Source organism: Erwinia tasmaniensis Et1/99 (assembly GCF_000026185.1).
GTDB lineage: Bacteria > Pseudomonadota > Gammaproteobacteria > Enterobacterales > Enterobacteriaceae > Erwinia > Erwinia tasmaniensis.
In genome coordinates, this window is sequence record NC_010694.1 from 2206210 (window position 1) to 2222103 (window position 15894).

General features: G+C 59.0%; 7 protein-coding genes and 1 pseudogene. 6 read left to right on the forward strand and 2 right to left on the reverse strand.

Annotated features, from left to right (window positions below):
- The first annotated feature begins 126 nt into the window (after positions 1-126).
- The 4 genes from ETA_RS10865 to imm45 all read left to right on the forward strand — a co-directional run bounded on the left by ETA_RS10865 (position 127) and on the right by imm45 (position 12979).
- Positions 127-1857 carry a ShlB/FhaC/HecB family hemolysin secretion/activation protein gene (locus ETA_RS10865; protein ID WP_012441679.1) on the forward strand — a complete coding sequence of 577 codons (1731 nt, stop codon included), beginning with the start codon at positions 127-129 and terminating at the stop codon, positions 1855-1857.
- Positions 1858-1925: 68 nt separating this feature from the next.
- Positions 1926-3071 carry a two-partner secretion domain-containing protein gene (locus ETA_RS20710; RefSeq protein ID WP_068794408.1) on the forward strand — a complete coding sequence of 382 codons (1146 nt, stop codon included), beginning with the start codon at positions 1926-1928 and terminating at the stop codon, positions 3069-3071.
- Positions 3072-3104: 33 nt separating this feature from the next.
- Positions 3105-12659 carry a hemagglutinin repeat-containing protein gene (locus ETA_RS20225; protein ID WP_068794409.1) on the forward strand — a complete coding sequence of 3185 codons (9555 nt, stop codon included), beginning with the start codon at positions 3105-3107 and terminating at the stop codon, positions 12657-12659.
- On the forward strand, positions 12656-12979 hold the full coding sequence (imm45, locus tag ETA_RS19290) for an Imm45 family immunity protein (protein WP_231853278.1): 324 nt from the start codon (positions 12656-12658) through the stop codon (positions 12977-12979). The genes ETA_RS20225 and imm45 overlap by 4 nt, the downstream gene beginning before the upstream one ends.
- A 68-nt stretch (positions 12980-13047) precedes the next feature.
- Here the strand turns inward: imm45 and ETA_RS10880 are convergent, their stop codons facing one another.
- Positions 13048-13203, reverse strand: coding sequence for a SymE family type I addiction module toxin (locus ETA_RS10880; protein WP_004155650.1), 156 nt, complete (start codon positions 13201-13203; stop codon positions 13048-13050).
- A 228-nt stretch (positions 13204-13431) separates the two neighbouring features.
- Between ETA_RS10880 and ETA_RS20585 the strand changes: the two are divergent.
- Both ETA_RS20585 and ETA_RS10890 read left to right on the forward strand, forming a co-directional pair.
- Positions 13432-15147, forward strand: a pseudogene (locus ETA_RS20585) (VENN motif pre-toxin domain-containing protein); the annotation flags it as partial.
- On the forward strand, positions 15144-15458 hold the full coding sequence (locus ETA_RS10890) for a hypothetical protein (RefSeq protein WP_012441682.1): 315 nt from the start codon (positions 15144-15146) through the stop codon (positions 15456-15458). The pseudogene ETA_RS20585 and the gene ETA_RS10890, both read left to right, overlap by 4 nt.
- A 54-nt stretch (positions 15459-15512) precedes the next feature.
- Here the strand turns inward: ETA_RS10890 and ETA_RS10895 are convergent, their stop codons facing one another.
- Positions 15513-15668, reverse strand: coding sequence for a SymE family type I addiction module toxin (locus ETA_RS10895; RefSeq protein WP_012441683.1), 156 nt, complete (start codon positions 15666-15668; stop codon positions 15513-15515).
- Positions 15669-15894: the final 226 nt, after the last annotated feature.

Here is a 15894-nt window from a genome sequence, read left to right on the forward strand (position 1 = left end):
AGCGATACAGCAAACCACTGGGAGCTGACCCTGCGCGCCAGAAACATAATTCGCTTGCATTTTAAGCTTTCGGGTGGATAATGCGCCAAAAATGAAATATTTTTACACTTTCTGAAATGAGTTTTCATGAAAAGGACTTTTCTTTCTCACACGTTTTCACGCACAACGGTGGAACGCTTTCTCTCCGGGGTTCTCTTCGCCGGCGCTTTCCCAGCTATGGCCGCCATGCCCTCCGACACCCCGGAGCGAGCCGCTTCCGCTATTGATGCCCGCGAGCAGCAGCGCCAGCAGGAGCGCGAGCGCACCCTGCTTGAACAGAACACCCCACAGGCCGATGCGCGCCTTTCCCGCCCCGAGGCCGTGTTGCCGGATTACCCGGTCAATGAGTCCCCCTGCTTCACCATCAACCGGCTTACCCTGGTCGGGGAGTCGGCCGCTCGCTTTCAGTGGGCGCTGGACGCCGCTGCGGATGCCAAAGGCCGCTGCCTGGGCGGACAGGGGATCGTGCTCGCCATCAACAAGGTGCAAAATGCTCTGCTGGCCAAGGGCTACGTCACTACGCGGGTGATGGCACAGGAGCAGGACCTGACACAGAACGTACTGACGCTCACGATGCAACCCGGGCGGATTGGCGAGATCCGTTTTGATGAACCGGTCTCCTGGCGCGGACGACTGTGGAATGTCATCCCTGCGTCAAGCGGCGATATTCTTAACCTGCGCGATATCGAGCAGGGGTTGGAAAACTTCAGGCGAGTACCCAGTGCCAATGCTGATATTAAAATCGTACCCGGTGCTCAAGAAGCTACCAGCGATCTGCAGGTCAACTGGCACGAGGGGCGTCCGGTGCGGCTCACTCTGGGGCTGGACGACAGCGGATCCAAAAGCACCGGACGTTATCTCGGCTCGGCCACCCTGGCACTCGATGCGCCGTTTGCGCAAAACGATCTCTTCTATGCCAACATCGGCAAGGATCTGTTTCAGCACGGGCCGTTCGGCAACCGTTCGCATGCGCTGAATTATTTCTTTCCACTCGGTTATTGGGCGTTTTCAGCTAACTACAACGACTACACCTACCATCAGAACATCCCCAACGCCAACGAAGTAATGAGTTACAGCGGCAAGAGCGACAATGTCCAGTTGACCCTCTCGCGCTTGCTGTACCGTGACCAGTCGCACAAGACAACGCTCAACCTGCGCAGCTACCGCAAGCACTCCACCAACGCCGTAGACAGCGTCGACATGGTGTCGCAAAAACGCCGCACCGCCGGCTGGGAGCTGGGGCTTAACCAACGCAGCTACTTCGGCACCACCACGCTGGATGCCAATATCAGCTGGCGTCGCGGTACCGGCGCGTTCAACGCCCTGCCCGCCCCGGAAGAGTCTCGCCATGAAGGCAGTGCGCGAACCGGCATGTTGCTCGGCGACCTGGGCATCAACCAGCCGTTCACCTGGAGCGAGCAACCCTGGCGGTATTATACCAGCGTGCGGGGCCAGTGGAGCGCGAAAGCGCTGACGCCGCAGGAGCGAATGGCCGTTGCAGGGCGTTACACGGTGCGCGGCTTTGACGGCGAACAGGTGTTGTCCGGCGAAAAGGGCCTGCTGTGGCGCAATGAAATCGCCTGGAATGTGTTTTCTCGCGGACACGAACTGTACCTGGCCGCTGACTACGGTCGGGTGGACGGCCCGGGCACCCGCCACCTGGTGGGACATCAGCTGGCGGGCAGTGCGCTCGGTGTACGCGGCGCACTGTGGCGGCAATTCAGCTATGACCTGTTTGCCGGCGTGCCGCTGTACAAGCCAGAAGGCTTCCACACTTCGGGCGCCACGGCCGGTTTCAGCGTAAATCTGGAAATCTGAACATCGCGATACCGGCAGCGTTGCTGATACCGCTCTAAACGGACTGATTTTTCTCAGGGATGTGACCCATGAACAAACATTGTTATCGCCTTATCTTCAGCCGCACCCACGGGGAACTGCGGGTGGTGTCAGAGCTGGCCCGCAGCTGCAGCAGCGAACCGGGACAACGCATCGGCGCAGGGATAACCGGTGGGGGGCGTCTGTGGGTCACCGTGCGGCGGACGGTGTGGTTGCTGGCGCTGGCGTTGTTTGCCGGGCCCGTGATGGCAGACGGCATTGTCGCGGACGGTGCTGCCAGTCCGGCCCAGCGGCCGGATGTCATCAATACTCAGAACGGCCTGCCGCAGGTCAACATCACTGCCCCCAACCAGGCCGGTGTCTCGCACAACCAGTATCAGCAGTTTGATGTTGACGCCAAAGGCGCCATCCTCAACAACTCGGCGGTGATGACCTCGACCCAAATGGCCGGGATGATCCAGGGCAACCCTAATCTTAATCCCAATACTGCGCCGGCGCGCGTCATCCTCAATGAGGTTAACAGCAACAACCCCAGTCAGCTGCGCGGTTTTATGGAAGTGGCCGGCGGCAAGGCGCAGGTGATTGTGGCCAACCCCGCCGGGATTGTGTGCAACGGCTGCGGCACCATCAACGCCGGGCGCATGACGCTGACCACCGGTAAAGCGCAACTGAACGCCGACGGCAGCGTCGCGGGCTATCAGGTCGAGCGCGGCGTGGTGCGCATTAAAGGCGGTGGGCTGAATGGGGATACCCGTCATGACACCGAATACGTCGACATTCTGGCGCGCGCGGTGGAGGTCAACGCCGGCGTATGGGCCAAAGAGAGCGTGTCGGTGGTGGCCGGCCGCAACCGCGTGAGTGCGGACGGCAAAACCGCGACTGCACTCTCGGATGACGGCAGTGCCAGACCTGAGCTTGCCATCGATATGGGCCAGATGGGCGGCATGTACAGCGGCAGTATCCGCATGATTGGCACCGAGGTGGGCGTGGGCGTTCGCAATCAGAACGGACAGGTGCAAGCAGGCAAGACACTGACCGTGAGCAGTGAGGGCAAGCTCAGCTGGCAATCGGATGCGCAAAATGCCGTTACGCAGGCCGGCGGTGATATTCAGCTGACCGCGAAAGGCGACATTGAGACACGCGGCAAAGTGTACAGCGGTGGTCAACTGACCGTGCAGGGTCACGAGGGAATGTAAACGCAGTCCGGGACGCTCGCGGCGGCCGGGAACGTGCACCTGAACGCGGCGCGCGGCATCCAGAGCAGCGGCCACCTGCTGGCGGGCAGTAATGCCGAGAGCACGCTGGTCCAGGATGCCAACCTGCAGCTCGATAGCCAGAGCGATATTCGTGCCAGTGGCAGCCTGCTCAGTAAAAAGAACGTCAACGCGACAGGACGCCGGATTGATATCAGTGACGCGCAGGTTGCGGCCGGTCATATCGCGCTGACCGCCCGCGAAGGCGGCGTGGCGTTGCGACAGTCAGCTATCGACGGCGAACAGCTTATTATTAACACCACCGGCGATATTGATGCGCGCCAGGCTCAGGTTAAAGCCGGCCGCTGGGACGTCGATGCGAATAACCTTTTCAATCAGCAGGCTGCCTGGTCCCAGACGGGCAAGGGTGAAAGTCGCTTCACGCTGATGGGACTGCTTGATAACACCGACGGCATCATAGAAAGCCGCCAGCTCAGTTTCAACGCAGCGGCGCTGACCAACCAGCGCGGCCGCCTGTTTGCACTTGATAACGCGGCGCAGCAGTGGCGGGTCGCTGACCTGCTCGACAATGCGGGCGGCGAGATGGGCAGCAACGGCGACCTTTGGCTTGACGCTGGCAGTCTGGACAATCATGACGGTACGGTAAAAACGCAGGCGGCGCTGGCGGTGAATGTCTCCGGCGCGATCAACAACGCGGGAGGTAACCTGCTGGCCGGCAACGCCCTGACGCTCAGCGCGGGCGGTGACGTCAGCAATCAGTCCGGTACCCTGAGCGGCGGCCAGCTCACCCTGACGGCCGGACATCTGGATAATACCCAGGGGCAGGTCATCAGCCAGAGCGACCTCGGCCTGACGACAGACAGGTTGAGCAACCAGCGCGGCCTTGTCGGGGCGGGTAAAGGCCTGAACATTCACACCGGCTACTGGGACAACCGGGACGGCACGGCGCAGGGTGAAACGTCACTGACGGCAGTGGCGAATGCCGTCAACAACAACGACGGCAGGCTGCTGTCCGGCCAGCAGTTAACCCTCAATGCCGCAGGGCACACCTCTAACCGTGCTGGCGAAATCAGCGGCACGGCGCTGACGGTAAGCGCTGACAGCCTCGACAACACGCAGGGCAAGGTGATTGGCCAACAGACGTTAGACCTGCGTGCTCGCCAGGGGCTGGACAATGCCCTGGGGCTCATTGGTGCAGGTAACACGCTGGCGGTTCACACCGACGGCGACCTGAATAACCGCGGCGGCACGCTCACCGGAAGCGGGCAGACTACCGTGACCGTCAGGGACATGCACAACGACGACGGCAAACTGCTGGGCGGTGGGCAACTCACCCTCACCGCGTCGGGGCTGCTCGGAAATGGTAAGGGGGAAATCAGCGGCGAGTCGCTGACGCTGACGACCGGCAGCGTGGATAACGCCCTGGGTAAGGTTGTCGCCCAAAACAATGTCACCCTGACGTCGCAGCAGGGGTTGAACAATGCCGGCGGCTGGCTTGAGGCCGGTAATGACCTCTCGCTAAACGCCGGGGGCGACTGGGATAATCGTGGCGGCACCGCACAGGCTGGCCGGCAGATGATGGCGACCACACGCGCACTCGACAATACCGGCGGTCGGCTACAGTCTGCCGGAGACATGAGCCTTGACAGTGCAGGAGGCATCCTTAACCGCCAGGGCATACTGACTGCGCAGCAGGCCCTCCTTGTCAACGCGGGCACGGCCAGCCTCTTTGACAATGACGGCGGATCACTGCAAAGCGGTGGCGCCCTGTCCCTCTATGCAGGGCGACTGACCAACCGTCAGTCGGGGCTGGTTTATAGTCAAAATGCGCTGTCACTCGGCCTCGCCGGGGAATGGGATAACCAGGGCGGCCAACTTACCGGCAATGGGAGCACGAGGGTACGCGCTGCAAACCTGCTTAATGCCCAGGGGGCCATCAACGCGCTGGACAGCCTGGACATGCGGTTCACCGACAGGCTGGATAACGCCCAGGGGCGCATTTTCAGTAAGCTGTCTCAGAGGCTGGACGCGCAGGACATTGTCAACGCCGGTGGCTGGATGGGCAGCCAGGGCGGCTGGCACGCCGTCAGCGGTGGTTTTGATAACGCGCAGGGCAGCGTGCAAAGCCACCGGAGCGCTCAGCTTTCAGCAAACTGGCTGGGCAATGCTAAAGGTGTCCTGCAGTCGACGGCGGACCTGGTGCTGCGCGTTGCGCAGGATATCGATAACCGCGCAGGTAAGGTGTCAGCGCAAGGCCTGCTTGCCGTGCAGGGCTCGACTCCGGATGCCTTCGCCGGCGCAATAAGCAACGCGGGCGGCCAGTGGCTGGCGGGAGAGGCGCTGCATATTAACGCCCGGAGCCTTAGCAATACCCAAAACGGTCAGGTACACAGTCAGAAGCTGCTGCGACTGAATCTGAACGACGGTCTGGATAACCGCAGCGGCAAGTTGCAGAGCGGTGAAGACTTGTCGCTCGACGCACGGGCGCTGAACAATACCGGCGGGACGATAGATGCCCAGCAGGCGCTTACGCTGCGCATTCTAAACATGCTTGATAATAGCGGCGGCGCGGTACGCAGCAACGGCGAGCAACAGGTATCGGCGGCCGGCATTGATAACCGTCAGGGCGTGTTCAGCAGCCGAGATATTACAATGACCACGGCGCAGCTGGACAACGACGGCGGCACGCTTATCAGTCAGGGTGCGGGCGCCTATCACATCGACCGGCTTAACAACCAGCAGGGCAAGGTTCACAGCGCTACATCGCTGACGCTTGACGCCACGCAGGTGAATAACCAAAGCGGCCAGCTCGTCGCCACGAGTGGGTTGACACTGAATGCGGGCGCACTCGACAACAGCGGTCAGGGCACGCTCAGCAGCCAGGCGTCGCTTAACGTACAAACCGGCCAACTGAACAACCGCGACGGTGGTCTGATCTTGGGCACCACGCACACGGGCATTACCGCGCATGACATCGATAACGCGGGCGGCCGTCTGCAAAGCGCCGGCACCCTCACCCTCTCGGCGGCCTCACGGTTAGATAACCGGCAGGGGCGCATTCTGGCCAATGGTGGTCTTGATATCAACGCAGGACTGTCGCCGGCCGACTCACCGCTCGCCCTGCTCAATCAGGGCGGACGGATAGAGAGTGCCGGTGATCTGACCCTGCATACGCGCACCCTGGAAAATCAGCAGGGCACCCTGCTCGGTCTGCAGTCCCTCACGCTGACCGCGCAGCAGGACTACACTCGCACCGCGGGCGAAACCGTCAGCAGCAACGGCACGGTGGCGTTCTCCCTGAGCGGTGCTTTTACCAACCTGGCGGACTGGTTGCTGCCGGGCAATCTGGTGCTCAATGCGGCCAACATCTCCAACCCGGCCAACCTGGTCGGCAAAACGCTACGGCTGACGACCGGGGCATTGCATAACACCGGACGCATTGAAGCGGATACCATGACGCTGAACGTCGATACCCTGGACAACGCCGCGGCGCTGATGGGGGACGATATCACCGTGCGCGCACGCACGATTGACAACCACGGGCAGCCTGCGGTGATGGCGGCGTCCCAAAGTCTTCAGCTTGCGACCGGTGAACGCCTGAGCAACCGAGACGGCGCCCTGCTCTACAGCGGCAACCGCCTGTCCCTCCACAGCGATGACCTGATTGAGAACCGGGCGAGCTTTATCGAAGCGGACGGCGACCTGACTGTCGAGGCCCGCCGGCTGGACAATCTGCGCGAAGGGCTGGAGATTCAGCGCGATGCAGCAAAGAACGACTACAAGTGGCACCGCGCCAACCTTTATTGGCGTTCTTTTGGCTCTGCGGTAAATACGGATAAGAGCACCATGGCGCCGACCACCCAGCAGCTGACTTTCCAAAATGACGCGGCGGTGCAAAGTAACCGCTACGGCACGCTGCTGGCCATCGATGCCCCCGGCAAGCGCGCCCAGGTGCGCGTGAAAGACAATAACGGCCAACCGACCGACCTGTGGGTGAACTATGTTGCGCTGGCCCCCAACGCAGACGGCACCTACGCCATGACGTTTTATGAGACCCGCGGCCCCCGTCAAAACAACGTGCCTACACCCTACCAGAATACGTTCTGGCGCGAACACAATCGGGGACGCCTTGAGCAGTGGGATCCGGAACGGCACCTTGATATCGACAGCGCACCTTACGTTACCGACTACAACAACCTGCGCGAGCGTACCACGACCGGCACCGTCACGCGCGATGCGCTGATAAGTGAAGGGATCGGCGCGCGTATTCTGGCGGGTGGCAACATGCTGCTGCGCATCACCGGTCAACTGCTCAATGACGCCAGCGTCATTACGGCCAACGGTAACCTGACGCAGGACGGCGGTGGCAGCGTGGACAACCGGGGTTACTCGGTCAATGAGCGTCGCCAGGAGGTTATCGTTGATCATTACGACAAGGACACCCATCACTGGTATCCGACGTTCAACCATGACGTCACTACGGCGCTGGCGACCATTGACGGCATTATTACCGGCAACGGCAACGTCACCATCAATGGAGCCAGCATCACCAACACGACGGTAAATCAGGCGCAAATCAGCCGGCTGGAGGCCGCGCTGAACGCCGTGGATGCCGAGCGGGCAGAACTTGAGCGAAATCCGCTGGCTTTTACGGTGGAAGGTGCTGCCCACCAGGGCGGAGACATGACGCTGGCAGCGGGTAGCCCGCTTACGCCGTCCGGCGTCACCCCAACATCGCCGCTGGGACGGCCATTGTTGCCTTCGGAGCTGGCGCTGACCCAGATGCAGCACCTGGGTAGCGTGGCGACAACCATTCCCAATAACGCTCTGTTCAGCCAGAACACGGCGACCGGCAGCCCGCTCCTGGTGGTGACCGATGAACGCTTTACCCACCGCGATAAGTTTATCAGCAGCGACTACATGCTCGAGCGCATAGGGTATGATCCCGCGCAGGCCCATAAGCGCCTGGGCGACGGTTTTTACGAGCAGCGCCTGGTGCGCGAGCAGGTGCTGAAACTCACCGGCAAACCCTCCGTCCGTGGGGAAGATGCGATGGCGCAGTACCAGCATCTGATGAGCAACGGTGTTAAGGTTGCCCAGGACTTCCACCTGGTGCCGGGCGTGGCCCTGACGCCGGAGCAGATTGCGGCGCTGCAACAGGATATCGTCTGGCTGGTGAGCGAGACGGTGCAAACGGCCAACGGCCCGCAGACGGTGTGGGTGCCGAAGGTGTATCTGGCACAGACAACGCTGCGCGTGACCGGCGATGGCGCGGTGATTGGCGGCGGTAGCCTGCAGCTCTCGGCAGGCAGCATCACCAATGCCGGCAACCTGTTTGCCGATAAAGCCCTGACGGTCGACGCCGGGCAGTTCCTGCATCAGGGCGGCGACATCAAAGCCGGCAGCATTGACGTGCAGGCCGACAGTCTGACCCTGAGCACCAATCTGCAGGAGGCACTGCGCCAGGCGACGATGAGCGCCGGCGACATCAGCCTGCGTGGCACCGACATTACGCTTGCAGGCGCAAAGCTTACCGCTACCGAGACCCTCAGCCTGAGCGCGCGCAACGACTTGACCATTACCACGGCCAAAAGCAGCCACACAGCTGACTTTGAGGTCATCTCCGGCTCGATGGGCAACCGCACCAACGCCGGAATGGAGGACGCAGGCAAGCGCATGGCGCAGGTCAGTGGTGAATGGCAGCAGGCGCTGGGCAGCACGCTGACCGCCGGCGGCGACATCAGCCTGTCGGCCGGGCGGGATGTGGCGCTCACGGGCAGCCAGGTCCAGGCCGGAGGCCAGTTGGGCGTGCAGGCCGGGGGCGATATCAATCTCCTGGCAGACAAGACCACCAACACCACGCACCTGGACGCCAACAGCCGGACGTCCTCGGTCAGCAACAGCCGCGAGGAAGAGCGCCTGACGCTCAGCACCCTCGGCGGTGACCAGGGCGTCACTCTGGTTGCGGGCAATCAGCTGCTGGCTGAAGGCGCTCAGGTTGACAGTAAAGCAGGTCGCATTGGCGTGAGCGCGCAGGACGTAACCATCACTGACGCGCGCACCCACACGCTCGCTCTGGACAGCGAAAACAAGCGCGAGGGCAAAACGCGCAGCCACCGCGAAGAGGAAACCGAACGCGAGACCAGCACGGGCAGCACCTTCAGCGGCCAGCAGGGCGTGACGGTCATTGGACGCGAGGGCGACGTGACGGTCACCGGCAGCGTGCTGCACAGTGAACGGGGTGCCATCGCACTGCAGGCGAAAAAAGACGTCCTGCTCAACACCGCCAGCGAAAGCGAGTCCCAATACAGCGAAGAGCGCACGCAGAAAAAAGGGTTCCTGAGTAAAAGCAGCAGCCACACCGTGTCCGATGATCGCATCACCCGCGAGAAAGGCACCCTGCTGAGCGGGGAGAGCGTCAGCGTCAACGCCGGTAACGACCTGACGGTGAAAGGGTCGGCGATTACCGCCGACCGCGACGTCAGCCTGCAGGCCGGTCACAACGTCGATATTGTCGCTGCCACCGAAACCGAGTCTCACTATCTTCTGGAAGAGAAGAAAAAAAGCGGCCTGCTGGGCAGCGGCGGCATCGGCTTCACGATAGGCAAGCAGTCGAGCAAGCACGAAATCGACGAGAAAGGCACAACTCAGAGCCAGAGCGTCAGCACCGTGGGGAGCAGCCAGGGCAGCGTAAACATCACGGCGGGTAATCAGTTGCACATCGGCGGCGCCGATCTGGTGGCGGGAAAAGACCTGGCTCTGACTGGCGACAGTGTAACCATCGACCCCGGCTTTGATGCGCGCACGCGCAAAGAAACCTTCGAGCAGAAGCAAAGCGGCCTGAGCGTTGCACTGTCGGGCACCGTGGGCAGCGCGCTCAATACCGCCGTCAGCACCGCGCAACAGGCAAGAAAAGAAGGAGACGGGCGTCTGAACGCCCTACAAAACACCAAGGCCGCGCTGTCTGGCGTGCAGGCCGCACAGGCCTGGGAGCGGGATAACGCGCTGACCGCGTCAGCAGAGGCGAAAAACGCCGCAGCAGGCTTGCAGTCGGGTGATAAAGGTGCGGCACAGGGTGCCACCAACACCGTCGGCGTCACCGCTTCCTACGGCAGCCAGTCGTCCAAAAACGAAACCCGCACCGACAGCCTTCAGTCGCAGGGCAGCACGCTCACGGCAGGGCAAAACCTGTCGATAACGGCAACCGGCAAGAACCACGGTGCGCAAAGCGGCGATATCGCCATCACCGGCAGCCAGTTGAAAGCGGGCAAGGAACTACAGCTTGATGCTGCGCGGGACATTACCCTCCAGTCTGCGCAGAACACCGAAAGCACCGTGGGTAAGAACAGCAGCAAAGGTGGCAACGTCGGCGTCGGCGTCGGAGCAGGCTCGGGCGGCTATGGCATTAGCGTCTCGGCCGGCGTCAATGCCGGCAAGGGGCGTGAGAACGGCAACGGCCTGACGCATACCGAAACCACCCTGGATGCGGGCAGCCATCTCAGCCTGACCAGCGGCCGCGATACCACATTGAAAGGCGCACAGGCGAGCGGAGAGAAAATCACCGTTGACGCGGGCCGCAACCTGACGCTTGAAAGCGAACGGGACAGCGACCGCTATGACGCGAAACAGCAAAACGTCAGCGCGGGCGGCAGCTTTACCTTCGGCTCGATGACCGGTTCAGCCAACGTGAGCGCCAGCAAGGACAAGCTACACAGCAACTTCGACTCGGTGAAAGAGCAGACCGGGCTGTTTGCCGGTAAAGGCGGGTATGACGTCACGGTCAAAGAACACACCCAGCTCGACGGCGCTGTGATTGCCAGCACGGCAGACAAGGAGAAAAACCGTCTCGATACCGGCACGCTGGGCTGGACGGACACCCACAACCAGGCGGACTACAGTGCAACGCACAGCGGCGGTTCATTCAGCACCGGCGGGCCGGTGGGCAAAGAACTGCTGACCAATATGGCCGGCGGCATGCTGTCAGGAGCCAACAACAGCGGGCACGCTGAAGGCACGACAAAAGCCGCCGTCAGCGGGGGTATGCTGATAATCCGCGACGCCGACAAACAGCAGCAGGATGTGGCGCAGCTGCACCGGGATACAGAGCATGCCAACGACGGCAGCATCAGCCCGATATTCAACAAGGAGAAGGAGCAGAACCGGCTCAAACAGGCCCAGCTTATCGGCGAAATTGGCGGTCAGGCGATGGATATTGCGGCGACTCAGGGTAAGATTAACGGAGAGAAAGCGAAGAAAGACCCGGCGGCCCTTCAGGCAGCGAAAGAATTACTGGCCGATAACGGCAACCTGAATCCGACAGAGAAACAGATAGCGGAGCAGGCTTACAACACGGCAATGGCCCCTTACGGCACCGGCGGTAAGGTACAGCAGGCGATGCAGGCCGCCACCGCGGCGGTACAGGGCCTGGCGGGCGGCAATATCACGCAGGCGATTACCGGCGCGGCGGCGCCGTATCTGGCGGAGGTCATTCATAATATGACCACCGACCCGGCAACCGGCCATGTGAATGTTCAGGCCAACCTGATGGCCCACGCGGTACTGGGTGCGGTAGTAGCGCAGGCAAGCGGCAACTCCGCGCTGGCCGGAGCATCGGGCGCGGCGGCCGGCGAGTTTATCGCACAGCAGCTGTATCCGGGGATCCCGAAGGAACAGTTAAGCGAGGAGCAGAAGCAGACCATCAGCGCGCTGGGCACTCTGGCGGCGGGTCTTGCGGGCGGCGTGGCCGGAGGCAGCACGGCAAATGCGGTGGCGGGCGCGCAGGCCGGGAAGAATTCGATTGAGAATAACTCGCTGTCGGGAGACAAAGCCCGCGAGACGGTGAAACAGGCCGCTGAATCCCTGAAAAATCAGGTCAGGGATACGCTGGGTGAAGGCACAACCTCTTCCATAGCGAACGCAATTATTAACGGCCTGGCTGATACCGGCGATACGGCATTGGGTGGCGTGGATTACGCTGCTGATGCGGCGATGGCGCTGGCTTCATGTGCAGCCGGAGACAGCTACTGTGGAACGGCTATGAATGATCTGGCCGGGAAGAACCAGGCGGTAGCAGACAGCGTTAAGGCGCTGATGCAAAGCGAAACCTGGTCAGCAGTCGCCGACACAATCAAACAGGCGTCTGAAGGAAATCAGGCAGCGCTGGAAGCCACAGGCGGGATGCTGGCCGGGATTATATTGCCGGGCAAGAAGATTCCAGGTGTTGTTAAAGCTGTTGACCCGAATATTAAGATAGCTACGGGCGCAACTGTTGGTGATTTTGAGGCCAGTCTATTTAAATTACCCCCAGGAGAACGAGTTGCTATAGTCAAACAAACTACGGCAAAAGTTGTTGCAGAACATGGGCTGATTAAAGACAACAAGCTGACTAAAATGAATAATCGCGATGTATATCGTGGGACGGATGGAAATCTTTATGCTCTTGATACGCAACATGGACGTTTTGAAGTAGTTACCCCACAGGGGAAACATGTCATGGAAGTTAACTTTGCCATGAAAGAAATTCCTGATAGCAAAGATAAATCTGGCGGACATAACTTGAGGGTTAAATGATGGAGCATATTAAGCTATTAAATTATCCAGAGAAGTCTATACGGCGAGGAAGGGTTTTTAGATTGCCAGCGGTGTGGCCTTATGAAGATATTGTAGATTTTATGGTAATTGACTTAGCACACACTCATGGCTTGGTTGTATCCTCTGGATTTAAAGCAGGTTCAATGTTAGTTGAATTACCATCAGAAAGTGCTTCTTCAGAAGGCCATGCTTTAAGTACCGAATGGGTGATCAATAACTGGTCGAAATGGATCTATCCAGAATGCGCTGTAAAAGATGTTTATATCATCGATCAGTACACAGCAACGTCCATTGATTAAATCGTATCCTTACACCTGTATGGAATCCCAACCCTTGCGGTTGGGATTTTACTTTATAAGCCAGTCAGTTACCCTTCCCCCGCCAGCCGGATAATCAGCTGCCCCGGTTCGGTGATCACCTCGATCTTCTGCCCGGTATCAAATCCCAGCTCCGCCATCCAGTGTCCCTTCAGGGTAATGGACGGTGACGGCAGGTGCTTAATATGATCCCTGATATAACCCACGGTATAACGCCTTGCTTTAGTTGTGGGTGTGACGGTCTCTGACTTATGATGTTACTCAGCCATAGTAACTACGCCTATTCCGGCCACCGTGGACCGTTCCTTAAAAAGTTAGAACTGAGTAAGGTGCGATTCAATCACGCCCGGATTTTAATTTATAACTAACCAGTTACCCCTGTCGCTTCTGCGGCCCCGCAATCACCTGGAAAAATTCGGCGACCGGCTGCTGTTGCGGACAAACACGGGTATGACGTCAAGGTCAAAGAACACACCCAGCTCGACGGCGCTGTGATTGCCAGCACGGCAGACAAGGAGAAAAACCGTCTCGATACCGGCACGCTGGGCTGGACGGACACCCACAACCAGGCGGACTACAGTGCAACGCACAGCGGCGGTTCATTCAGCACCGGCGGGCCGGTGGGCAAAGAACTGCTGACCAATATGGCCGGCGGCATGCTGTCGGGTGCCAACAACAGCGGGCACGCTGAAGGCACGACAAAAGCCGCCGTCAGCGAGGGTGTGCTGATAATCCGCGACGCCGACAAACAGCAGCAGGATGTGGCGCAGCTGCACCGGGATACAGAGCATGCCAACGACGGCAGCATCAGCCCGATATTCAACAAGGAGAAGGAGCAGAACCGGCTCAAACAGGCCCAGCTTATCGGCGAAATTGGCGGTCAGGCGATGGATATTGCGGCGACTCAGGGTAAGATTAACGGAGAGAAAGCGAAGAAAGACCCGGCGGCCCTTCAGGCAGCGAAAGAATTACTGGCCGATAACGGCAACCTGAATCCGACAGAGAAACAGATAGCGGAGCAGGCTTACAACACGGCAATGGCCCCTTACGGCACCGGCGGTAAGGTACAGCAGGCGATGCAGGCCGCCACCGCGGCGGTACAGGGCCTGGCGGGCGGCAATATCACGCAGGCGATTACCGGCGCGGCGGCGCCGTATCTGGCGGAGGTCATTCATAATATGACCACCGACCCGGCAACCGGCCATGTGAATGTTCAGGCCAACCTGATGGCCCACGCGGTACTGGGTGCGGTAGTAGCGCAGGCAAGCGGCAACTCCGCGCTGGCCGGAGCATCGGGCGCGGCGGCCGGCGAGTTTATCGCACAGCAGCTGTATCCGGGGATCCCGAAGGAACAGTTAAGCGAGGAGCAGAAGCAGACCATCAGCGCGCTGGGCACTCTGGCGGCGGGTCTTGCGGGCGGCGTGGCCGGAGGCAGCACGGCAAATGCGGTGGCGGGCGCGCAGGCCGGGAAGAATTCGATTGAGAATAATGCGCTTAGTCCGGGTGACTTTGGTAAAGGCATGGCTGATTACGGTCAATCCGTTGCATCTTATGCGCAATATGCCCAGGAGAAGAGTCTGCCGCCGGAGCAGGTACAGGCCGATCTGGCCAGGATGGTGAAAGGCGACCTGCCGGAAAGTGCGGATATCATTAAAGCCATTTTGAGCAATAACCCCGGCTCAGATACGGTAATGGCGTTGCTGGATGCAAAAGATGCGAAGGATTATGCACTGGCGCTGTTAACGTCAATCCCGGCAGAAAAAGCGCTGTCGCTGGTTGGTAAGGCTACGGGTGTTATCTCGAATAAGATCCTTATCAGTGCGGCAGAGAAAATATCGACGGCCAAGCTAGGGCAACAATTTACTGCACCGAGGGATCTGAATGAGCAGATCTTGTGGAATCAGATAAAGGAAAATCCTACTGTCGGTAAATCATTACCAGGGATGAATAATGACCCGCGTTTTCCTGTAAGTGCTGGATTTCAGAAAATGGAAGCTAAACAGAAGCTTGCAGATGGTTCTACAATAACTGTGCATTACCAGTTTAACGCCACAACTGGCAAAGCATACGATATGAAAATAACCACACCTCAGAGAGTGCAAAGTGATCCACAAAATGTAATAAATAGCATAAAGGATAAAGTGAAATGAAGATAAGAGAGAGTGATGGTGAGTTAGTTGATATATATGCTATTTATTATATCAATCAAAATGTTAATTTTTTAGGGATGCCAAAAAATTACGGTGGATTAACTGCTTATTCGGCCAAAGAAGTTGATATTATAGATCCGGAAATCAACTATGACTGTTTGTATTTTAAAAATAATAGCTATGGGGTCTATCACTGGGCTTTAATCAAGGAGAGATTATTAGATGATCTTCTTGAATTAGACGAAACAGCCTATAATCGCTTCCTTGAGATCCTGAAAGCTGAAGGTCGAATAGATCCAGACTTCAATTAATGACTCAAAAACCCAACCTGTCGTGGTTGGGTTTTTACTTTATAGTCCAGTCAGTTACCCTTCCCCCGCCAGCCGTATGATCAGCTGCCCCGGTTCGGTGATCACCTCGATCTTCTGCCCGGTATCAAATCCCAGCTCCGCCATCCAGTGGCCCTTCAGGGTAATGGACGGGGACGGCAGGTGCTTAATATGCTCCCGGATATAACCCACGGTATAACGCCTTGATTTGGTTGTAGGCGTGACCTTCTCTGACTTATGATGTTACTCAGCCATAGTAACTACGCCTATTCCGGCAACCGTGGACCGTTCCTTAAAAAGTTAGAACTGAGTAAGGTGCGATTCAATCACGCCGGGATTTTAATTTATAACTAACCAGTTACCCCTGTCGCTTCTGCGGCCCTGCAATCACCTGGAAAAATTCGGCGACCGGCTGCTG